This window comes from Neisseria sp. HMSC055H02 (genome assembly GCF_001813335.1).
Classification (GTDB): Bacteria; Pseudomonadota; Gammaproteobacteria; order Burkholderiales; family Neisseriaceae; genus Neisseria; species Neisseria sicca_C.
On sequence record NZ_KV812105.1, the window covers coordinates 18263 to 27588 of the forward strand.

General features: G+C 53.3%; 7 protein-coding genes. 6 read left to right on the forward strand and 1 reads right to left on the reverse strand.

The genetic code is table 11. The annotated features are described in order from the left end of the window. Positions 1–52: 52 nt before the first annotated feature. The gene (locus tag HMPREF2907_RS08285; RefSeq protein WP_070682039.1) at positions 53–1426 is read right to left on the reverse strand and encodes a DEAD/DEAH box helicase; all 1374 of its coding nucleotides are present in this window, start codon (positions 1424–1426) and stop codon (positions 53–55) included. 337 nt (positions 1427–1763) lie between these two features. Here HMPREF2907_RS08285 and HMPREF2907_RS08290 point away from each other — a divergent pair, with 337 nt between their 5' ends. The 6 genes from HMPREF2907_RS08290 to HMPREF2907_RS08315 all read left to right on the forward strand — a co-directional run bounded on the left by HMPREF2907_RS08290 (position 1764) and on the right by HMPREF2907_RS08315 (position 9140). Beyond that, the gene (locus HMPREF2907_RS08290) at positions 1764–2708 is read left to right on the forward strand and encodes a class I SAM-dependent methyltransferase (protein ID WP_070682042.1); all 945 of its coding nucleotides are present in this window, start codon (positions 1764–1766) and stop codon (positions 2706–2708) included. Positions 2709–2745: 37 nt separating this feature from the next. Next, positions 2746–3024: a hypothetical protein gene (locus HMPREF2907_RS08295; RefSeq protein WP_070682045.1), complete on the forward strand. Its 279-nt coding sequence runs from the start codon at positions 2746–2748 to the stop codon at positions 3022–3024. A 48-nt stretch (positions 3025–3072) separates the two neighbouring features. Further along, on the forward strand, positions 3073–4224 hold the full coding sequence (gene earP, locus HMPREF2907_RS08300; RefSeq protein ID WP_070682048.1) for an elongation factor P maturation arginine rhamnosyltransferase EarP: 1152 nt from the start codon (positions 3073–3075) through the stop codon (positions 4222–4224). Positions 4225–4264: 40 nt separating this feature from the next. Further along, positions 4265–4825, forward strand: a complete 561-nt coding sequence (gene efp / locus HMPREF2907_RS08305) for an elongation factor P (RefSeq protein ID WP_002219406.1) — start codon at positions 4265–4267, stop codon at positions 4823–4825. A 183-nt stretch (positions 4826–5008) separates the two neighbouring features. After that, the gene (gyrA, locus tag HMPREF2907_RS08310; protein WP_049249731.1) at positions 5009–7774 is read left to right on the forward strand and encodes a DNA gyrase subunit A; all 2766 of its coding nucleotides are present in this window, start codon (positions 5009–5011) and stop codon (positions 7772–7774) included. A gap of 88 nt (positions 7775–7862) precedes the next feature. After that, positions 7863–9140, forward strand: a complete 1278-nt coding sequence (locus HMPREF2907_RS08315) for an O-acetylhomoserine aminocarboxypropyltransferase/cysteine synthase family protein (protein WP_070682051.1) — start codon at positions 7863–7865, stop codon at positions 9138–9140. Positions 9141–9326: the final 186 nt, after the last annotated feature.

Below are 9326 nucleotides of genomic sequence, written 5' to 3' on the forward strand. Positions count from 1 at the left end.
TGTCCTGATTTAAATTTAATCCACTATACCCGCTATTGATTTGGCTTTAGCATCAGCCTCTTTTCGCTAGACGGCTTGGTTTCGAGCCGAAAGAATCGTTGGCTTTACGTTTGCCTTTGAAGCCTTCGCCGCCTTTCTTAAATCCTTCTTTTTTGAAACCTTCGCCGCGCGATTTGCCGCCGAAGCCTTCTTTACCCGGTTTCTTATCGCCGCGCCAGCCGCCGGATTTACGATCGCCCCAGCCGCCTTTGCCTTTCGGCTTGCCGCCTGCGGATTTGCGCTTGCGGGTCGGTTCCATGCCTTCGACGGTCAGCTCAGGCAATTTACGGCCGATGTATTTTTCGATTTTGTGTACTTTGACGTATTCGTTCACTTCGGCGAAGGTAATCGCAATACCCGTGCGCCCTGCCCGTCCGGTACGGCCGATGCGGTGAACGTAGTCTTCCGCCTGTTTCGGCAGGTCGTAGTTGATGACGTGGGTAATGGTCGGCACGTCGATACCGCGGGCGGCAACGTCGGTGGCAACCAAAATTTTGCAGCGGCCTTTGCGCAAATCCATCAGCGTGCGGTTGCGCCAGCCTTGCGGCATGTCGCCGTGCAGGCAGTTGGCGGCGAAACCTTTTTCGTACAAATCGTCGGCGATGACTTCGGTCATGGCTTTGGTGGACGTGAAAATCACGCATTGGTCGATGTTGGCGTCGCGCAGGATGTGGTCGAGCAGGCGGTTTTTGTGGCGCATATCGTCGCAATACAGCAGTTGCTCTTCGATTTTGCCTTGGTCGTCCACGCGCTCGACTTCGATGATTTCAGGGTTTTTCGTCAGTTTGCGCGCCAGCTTACCGACCGCGCCGTCCCAAGTGGCGGAGAACAATAAAGTCTGACGGTCAGTCGGGGTGGCTTCGACGATGGTTTCGATGTCGTCGATAAAGCCCATGTCCAGCATACGGTCGGCTTCGTCCAAAATCAGCACTTCCAAGCGGGCGAAGTCGACTTTGCCGCTTTGCATCAAGTCCATCAGACGGCCCGGCGTGGCGACAATCAGGTCAACCGGTTTGCTCAGGGCGCGGGTTTGGTAGCCGAAAGATGCGCCACCGACGATGCTGACGGTGCGGAACCAACGCATATTTTTGGCGTACGCCAGCGCGTTTTTCTCGACTTGCGCCGCCAATTCGCGGGTCGGCGTCAACACCAACGCGCGTGGGCCTTTGCCCGGTTTTTCGCTGCGTTTGGTCAGCCGCTGCAACGTCGGCAGCAGGAAGGCGGCGGTTTTGCCGGAGCCGGTTTGCGCCGAAGCCATGATGTCGCGGCCTTCCAAAGCAAACGGAATGGCTTGCGCCTGAATCGGCGTCGGGCTTTCGTAACCCTCGCTGCGCACGGCGGACAAGATGTTTTTATCAAGGTTCAAATCGGCAAATTTAATAGACATGGCTATCCTAAAGAGACAACAACGCGCACGTCTGAACGGTTTTCAGACGACCTGAAGCAAAGGAAAGTAACGATACGGGAAATGTGAAGTTACAGGGTTGTCGCAAGCATCTTGCTTGTGGTTAACATCGACGACAACCTGCATAGAAAGGCTTGGCAAATCAGCAAGCAATAAAAGAAACGCGCCCGAAACAGCGGTTTAGGTTGGAAGACGATGGCTTCGTATAAAAAGGCGAACGGCGGATAATATAGATTTTATGGACAACGGTCAAGCAAAAAGGCATCAAGTGCGTTAAAATCCAAACCCTTCCCAATCCTCATTCAGGCCGTCTGAAACCATGACCGACATCACACCCTTCGCCAACCGCATGGGCAAAAACATCAAACACCTCATGAAATGGGCGAAACGCAACGGCATCGAAGCCTGGCGTATTTACGACCGCGACATCCCCCAATTCCCCTTTGCCGTCGATGTTTACGGCGACCAAATCCACCTTCAGGAATACGATACCGGCTGGCTGATGCAGCCCGAAGAATACGAAGCGTGGCTTGCCGAAGTATTGGAAGCCGTCGCCTTCGTTACCGGTTTTGCGCCCGAACAAATCCACCTCAAACGCCGCGAACGCCAAAAAGGCTTGCAGCAATACGAGAAAACCGGCAAAACCGGCGACGATTTCATCATCACTGAAAACGGCCGCAAGTTTTGGGTCAACCTTGACAAATACCTCGACACCGGCCTCTTTCTCGACCACCGCAACACGCGCAAAAAAGTCGGCGAAACCGCAGCGGGCAAACGCTTCCTCAACCTGTTTTCCTACACCGGCAGCTTCACCGTCTATGCAGCCACCGGCGGCGCAGCATCCAGTGAAACCGTCGATTTGTCAAACACTTATCTCGATTGGGCGAAACGCAATTTCGAACTCAACGGCATCAGCCCCGAACAACACAAAATCATCCGCGCCGACGTGTTCCAATACCTGCAAAACGCCGCCGCCGAAGGCAAACAGTTCGACCTCATCGTCATGGATCCGCCCAGCTTCTCCAACAGCAAAAAGATGCTCGACATCCTCGACATCCAGTGCGACCACAAAAAGTTGATTGACGGCGCGATGAACCTGCTCGCTTCAGACGGTCTTTTGTACTTCTCCAACAACTTGCGCAGCTTCGTCTTGGACGATTCGGTATCGGAACAATACGCCGTCAAAGACATTTCCAAACAATCCGTTCCCGACGATTTCCGCAACAAGAAAATCCATCAGTGTTGGGAAATCAGACATAAATAACCGCCCTCTTCCAATTATTTTGAACTGATTACACACCATGTCCAAACCGCTCATCATCCATTGGCTTGCCGTCTGCCTGATACCCTTGGCGACGCTTGCTGTTTTCGCCGTCAATCCGCCTGAAGACGCGGCGCAACACTTAATCAACGGCATCATCCTTGCCTGCGAAGCGACGTTTCTGTTCAAATTCGTCCTTTTCGACACCATCAAGCATCATATTAAGCAAGAGTTTGATTTGAAACGTCAAACCATGCTGCTGTTTATTCCAATCGTTTTGCTGATTGTGTATTTGTTCCACTATTTCGGCGCGTTTTAGTTTTGAAAAGGTCGTCTGAAACCGATTTCAGACGACCTCGAGTCTTTTATGAATACACACGCTTTTCCTGTTTGTTGGATTTTTTGCAACGTCATCGACAATTTCGGCGACATCGGCGTTTCCCTGCGGCTTGCCCGTGTTTTGCACCGTGAACTTGGTTGGCAGGTGCATTTGTGGACGGACGATGTGTCTGCTTTGCGTGCGCTTTGTCCCGATTTGCCCGACGTTCCCTGCGTTCATCAGGATATTTATGTCCGCACTTGGCATGCTGAAGTGGCGGATATTAATAATGCGCCTGTTCCCGATATTGTCATCGAAACTTTCGCCTGTGATCTGCCTGAAAATGTGTTGCACATCATCCGCCAACACAAGCCGCTTTGGCTGAATTGGGAGTATTTGAGCGCGGAGGAAAGCAATGAAAGGCTGCATCTGATGCCTTCGCCGCAGGAGGGTGTTCAAAAATATTTTTGGTTTATGGGTTTCAGCGAAAAAAGCGGCGGGCTGATACGCGAACGCGATTACCGTGATGCCGTCCGTTTTGATAGCGAAGCCTTGCGAGAGCGGCTGATGCTTCCAGAAAAAAATGCCCCCGAATGGCTGCTTTTCGGCTACCGGAGCGATGTTTGGGCAAAATGGCTGGACATGTGGCAACAGGCAGACAGCCCGCTGACCCTGCTGCTGGCGGGGACGCAAATCATCGACAGCCTCAAACAAAGCGGCGTCATTCCGCAAAACGCCCTGCAAAACGACGGCGATGTTTTTCAGACGACCTCAGTCCGCCTCGTCAAAATCCCTTTCGTGCCGCAACAGGATTTCGACAAACTGCTGCACCTCGCCGACTGCGCCGTGATACGCGGCGAAGACAGTTTCGTCCGCGCCCAGCTTGCCGGCAAACCCTTCTTTTGGCACATCTACCCGCAAGACGAGCATGTCCATCTCGACAAACTCCACGCCTTTTGGGATAAGGCACACGGCTTCTACACGCCCGAAACTGCCTCGGCACACCGCCGCCTTTCAGACGACCTCAACGGCGGAGAGGCATTATCCGCCACGCAGCGCCTCGAATGTTGGCAAATCCTGCAACAACACCAAAACGACTGGCTGCAAGGCGCGGAGGACTGGAGCCGTTATCTTTTCGAGCAGCCTTCCGCCCCCGAAAAACTCGCCGCCTTTATTTCAAAGCTTAAAAAAATACGCTAAAATAGCGCGTTTATTTACAACCGATTTGATTGGACAATACATGAAAACAGCACAAGAACTGCGCGCCGGCAACGTATTCATGGTCGGCAACGATCCTATGGTCGTTCAAAAAACCGAATACATCAAAGGCGGCCGCTCTTCCGCCAAAGTCAGCATGAAACTGAAAAACCTGCTGACCGGTGCCGCTTCCGAAACCATTTACAAAGCCGACGACAAATTCGACGTCGTCATCCTGTCCCGCAAAAACTGTACTTACAGCTACTTTGCCGACCCTATGTACGTCTTCATGGACGAAGAATTCAACCAATACGAAATCGAAGCCGACAACATCGGCGACGCGTTGAAATTCATCGTTGACGGCATGGAAGACCAATGCGAAGTAACCTTCTACGAAGGCAACCCCATTTCTGTCGAACTGCCTACCATCATCGTGCGCGAAGTCGAATACACCGAGCCTGCCGTTAAAGGCGATACTTCCGGCAAAGTGATGAAAACCGCGCGTCTGGTCGGCGGTACTGAAATCCAAGTGATGTCTTACATCGAAAACGGCGACAAAGTCGAAATCGATACCCGTACCGGCGAATTCCGCAAACGCGCTTAAGCATCAGCTGCGGTTCAAGATAAAAGGTCGTCTGAAAAGTTTTCAGACGACCTTTTATCTATTTTTACAACCATCGTTCTGCAAGTTGCCCGGATTTGCCGCATTGCCCCGCAAAACGCCCTTTCCAAGCCGTTTTTATGCTAAAATTCGAGCTAATTTTTGCCATACGAAATAAAGAAAACCATGACCGACGCAACTATACGCAACGACCATAAATTCGCACTCGAAACCCTGCCCGTCAGCCTTGAAGACGAAATGCGCAAAAGCTATCTCGATTACGCCATGAGCGTGATTGTCGGCCGCGCGCTGCCCGATGTGCGCGACGGTTTGAAGCCGGTGCACCGCCGCGTGCTTTACGCCATGCACGAGCTGAAAAACAACTGGAATGCCGCCTACAAAAAATCGGCGCGTATCGTCGGCGACGTCATCGGTAAATACCATCCGCACGGCGATTCTGCGGTTTACGACACCATCGTGCGCATGGCGCAGGATTTTTCGATGCGTTACGTCTTAATCGACGGTCAGGGCAACTTCGGTTCGGTTGACGGCGACGGTGCCGCGGCCATGCGTTATACCGAAATCCGCATGGCGAAAATCGCCCACGAAATGCTGGCGGACATCGAAGAAGAAACCGTCAATTTCGGTCCGAACTACGACGGCAGCGAGCACGAACCGCTGGTGTTACCGACCCGCTTCCCCGCGCTGTTGGTCAACGGCTCGTCCGGTATCGCCGTCGGTATGGCGACCAACATCCCACCGCACAACCTCACCGACACCATCAATGCCTGTCTGCGTCTTTTGGACGAACCCGAAACCGAAATCGACGAATTAATCAATATCCTGCAAGCCCCCGATTTCCCGACCGGCGCAACCATCTACGGCTTGAGCGGCGTGCGCGAAGGCTATAAAACCGGCCGCGGCCGCGTCGTCATGCGCGGTAAAACCCATATCGAACCGATAGGCAAAAACGGCGAACGCGAAGCCATCATCATCGACGAAATCCCGTATCAGGTGAACAAAGCCAAGCTGGTGGAAAAAATCGGCGAGTTGGTGCGCGAAAAAACGTTGGAAGGCGTATCCGACCTGCGCGACGAATCCGACAAATCCGGTATGCGCGTCGTTATCGAATTGAAACGCAACGAAAACGCCGAAGTCGTTTTAAACCAACTCTATAAACTCACCCAGCTTCAAGACAGCTTCGGTATCAACATGGTTGCTTTGGTTGACGGTCAGCCGCGCCTGTTGAACCTGAAACAGATTTTGGCGGAATTCCTGCGCCACCGTCGCGAAGTCGTTACCCGCCGCACCCTGTTCCGCCTGAAAAAAGCGCGTCATGAAGGCCATATCGCTGAAGGTAAAGCCGTCGCCCTGTCAAATATCGACGAGATGATTCGCCTCATCAAAGAATCTGCCGACGCGCCTGAAGCCAAAGAAAAACTGCTGTCCCGTGCATGGCGCAGCGGTTTGGTGGAAGACATGCTGAGCCGTACCGACCTCGACCTGCGCATGGCGCGTCCCGAAGGTCTGCCCGCCAATCTCGGCTTGCAGGAACAAGGCTATTATCTGAGCGAAATCCAAGCCGACGCCATCCTGCGCATGAGCCTGCGCAACCTGACCGGCCTCGACCAAGAAGAAATCGTCGGCGACTACAAAAACATCATGGCAAAAATCATCGACTTTTTGGACATTTTGGCGAAGCCTGAACGCATCACCCAAATCATCCGCGAAGAGTTGGAAGAAACCAAAACCAATTTCGGCGACGAACGCCGCAGCGAAATCAACCCGTTCGGCGGCGACATTGCCGATGAAGACCTGATTCCGCAACGCGAAATGGTCGTTACCCTGACTCACGGCGGCTATATCAAAACCCAGCCGACCACCGACTATCAGGCGCAGCGTCGCGGCGGGCGCGGCAAACAGGCGGCGGCCACCAAAGACGAAGACTTCATCGAAACCCTGTTCGTTGCGAACACGCATGACTATTTGATGTGTTTCACCAATCTCGGCAAGTGCCACTGGATTAAAGTTTACAAACTACCCGAAGGCGGACGCAACAGCCGCGGCCGTCCGATTAACAACGTCATCCAGTTGGAAGAAGGCGAAAAAGTCAGTGCCATCCTCGCTGTGCGCGAGTTCCCCGAAGACCAATACGTCTTCTTCGCCACCGCGCAAGGCATGGTGAAAAAAGTCCAGCTTTCCGCCTTCAAAAACGTCCGCAGCCAAGGCATCAAAGCCATCGCGCTCAAAGAAGGCGACTACCTCGTCGGCGCCGCCCAAACCAGCGGCTCGGACGACATCATGCTGTTCTCCAACTTGGGCAAAGCCATCCGTTTCAACGAATACTGGGAAAAATCCGGTAACGACGAAGCAGAAGATGCCGACATCGAAACCGAAATTTCAGACGACCTCGAAGACGAAACCGCCGACAACGAAAACGCCCTGCCAAGCGGCAAACACGGCGTGCGTCCGTCCGGTCGCGGCAGCGGTGGCCTGCGCGGTATGCGCCTGCCTGCCGACGGCAAAATCGTCAGCCTGATTACCTTTGCCCCCGAAGCCGCACAAAGCGATTTGCAAGTGCTAACCGCCACCGCCAACGGTTACGGCAAACGTACCCCGATTGCCGATTACAGCCGCAAAAACAAAGGCGGACAAGGCAATATCGCCATCAACACCGGCGAGCGCAACGGCGATTTGGTCGCCGCAACCTTGGTTGGCGAAACCGACGACCTGATGCTGATTACCAGCGGCGGCGTCCTCATCCGCACCAAAGTCGAACAAATCCGCGAAACCGGCCGCGCCGCAGCAGGCGTGCGCCTGATTAATCTGGACGAAGGCGAGCAACTGGTCAGCCTCGAGCGGGTAGCGGAAGAGCCGGAAGACGCGTCAGCTTCAGATGAAGAAAACACTACCGAGTCAAACGTAACGACAGAAGACAATACACCGCAATAAAGCAAGAAACAGGCCGTCTGAAAAACAATCTACGTTTTTTCAGACGGCCTCTATTTATTAACGTTTAATTCACTACAAGGATATTCATATGAAACGGGAAACTATCGCCCTGCACGCAGGCTATCAATCCGATCCGACCACCAAATCCGCTGCCGTCCCGATTTACCAAACCACTTCCTACACTTTCGACAACACGCAGCATGGCGCAGACCTGTTTAACCTTGATGTAGCGGGCAATATCTACACCCGTATGATGAATCCGACCACTGCCGTTTTGGAAGAACGCGTTGCCCGTTTGGAAGGAGGTATCGCCGCATTGGCTGTTGCCAGCGGTATGGCGGCAATTACCTATGCCGTTCAAACATTGGTTGAAGCAGGCGACAACATCATCGCAACCAAAACCCTCTACGGCGGCACATACAATTTCTTTGCCCACAGCCTGCCACGCCAAGGCATAGAAGTGCGCTTTATCGATCCTGCCAAACCCGAAGAAATCGCCGCCAATACCGACAGCCGGACCAAACTGGTGTATTGCGAATCCATCGGCAATCCCGCCATCAATGTCGTCGATATTCAGGCATTTGCCCAAGCCGCACACGCTCAAGGACTGCCACTGATGGTGGACAACACCGTCGCTACGCCCACGCTGTTCCGTCCCATCGAACACGGCGCCGACATCGTTATCCAATCCTTGACTAAATACATCGGCGGGCACGGCACAACGATTGGCGGTGCCATTATCGACGGCGGCAAATTCCAATGGGCAGGTAATCCGCGTTTTGACCGAACCTTCAACCAACCGGACCCGTCCTACCACGGAGTAAACTACTGCGAGCATTTTGGTGCGGCCGCATACATCGCCCGCGCCCGCGTCGTCCCGCTGCGCAATACCGGTGCCGCCCTATCGCCGCACAGCGCGTTTTTACTGCTGCAAGGTTTGGAAACCCTCGCCCTGCGCATGGAGCGTCATTGTGAAAACGCCTTGAAAGTAGCCGAATTCTTAAAGAAACACCCGCAGGTCGAATGGGTAAACTATCCTGCCTTGCCTGACAGCCCTTACAAAAACTTAATCGACCGCGACTACGGCGGCAAAGCCTCCGGTTTGCTGAGTTTCGGCATTAAAGGCGGACGCGAAGCGGGTACAAAATTCATCGACGCACTGCAACTCTTCCTGCGCTTAGTGAATATCGGCGATGCCAAATCGCTTGCCACCCATCCCGCCACCACTACCCACCGCCAGCTTGACGATACCGAACTTGCCGCAGCGGGTGTCAGTCCCGATATGGTACGCCTGAGCGTGGGCATCGAGCATATCGATGATTTGCTTGCCGACTTGGCGCAGGCATTGGAAGCGGCACGGGTATAGGTAAATAACCACCGTACTCAGATGAAAAAAGCCTCTGCTTAAAAAGGTCGTCTGAAAATCATTTCTCCGTTTAGGAAAATACTTGTCTTCAGACGACCTTTTTTTCAATTCCAATGTTATGCTCCAATACCAAGCATTTTGGTATCGTATACACAGAATATAGTGGATTAAATTTAAATCAGGACA

Bases quoted from the DNA above. Each gene is read 5' to 3' on its own strand.
- gyrA (WP_049249731.1), top strand. From the start codon at position 5,009: ATGACCGACGCAACTATACGCAACGACCATAAATTCGCACTCGAAACC.
- efp (WP_002219406.1), top strand. From the start codon at position 4,265: ATGAAAACAGCACAAGAACTGCGCGCCGGCAACGTATTCATGGTCGGC.
- earP (WP_070682048.1), top strand. From the start codon at position 3,073: ATGAATACACACGCTTTTCCTGTTTGTTGGATTTTTTGCAACGTCATC.
- HMPREF2907_RS08285 (WP_070682039.1), bottom strand. From the start codon at position 1,426: ATGTCTATTAAATTTGCCGATTTGAACCTTGATAAAAACATCTTGTCC.
- HMPREF2907_RS08315 (WP_070682051.1), top strand. From the start codon at position 7,863: ATGAAACGGGAAACTATCGCCCTGCACGCAGGCTATCAATCCGATCCG.
- HMPREF2907_RS08295 (WP_070682045.1), top strand. From the start codon at position 2,746: ATGTCCAAACCGCTCATCATCCATTGGCTTGCCGTCTGCCTGATACCC.
- HMPREF2907_RS08290 (WP_070682042.1), top strand. From the start codon at position 1,764: ATGACCGACATCACACCCTTCGCCAACCGCATGGGCAAAAACATCAAA.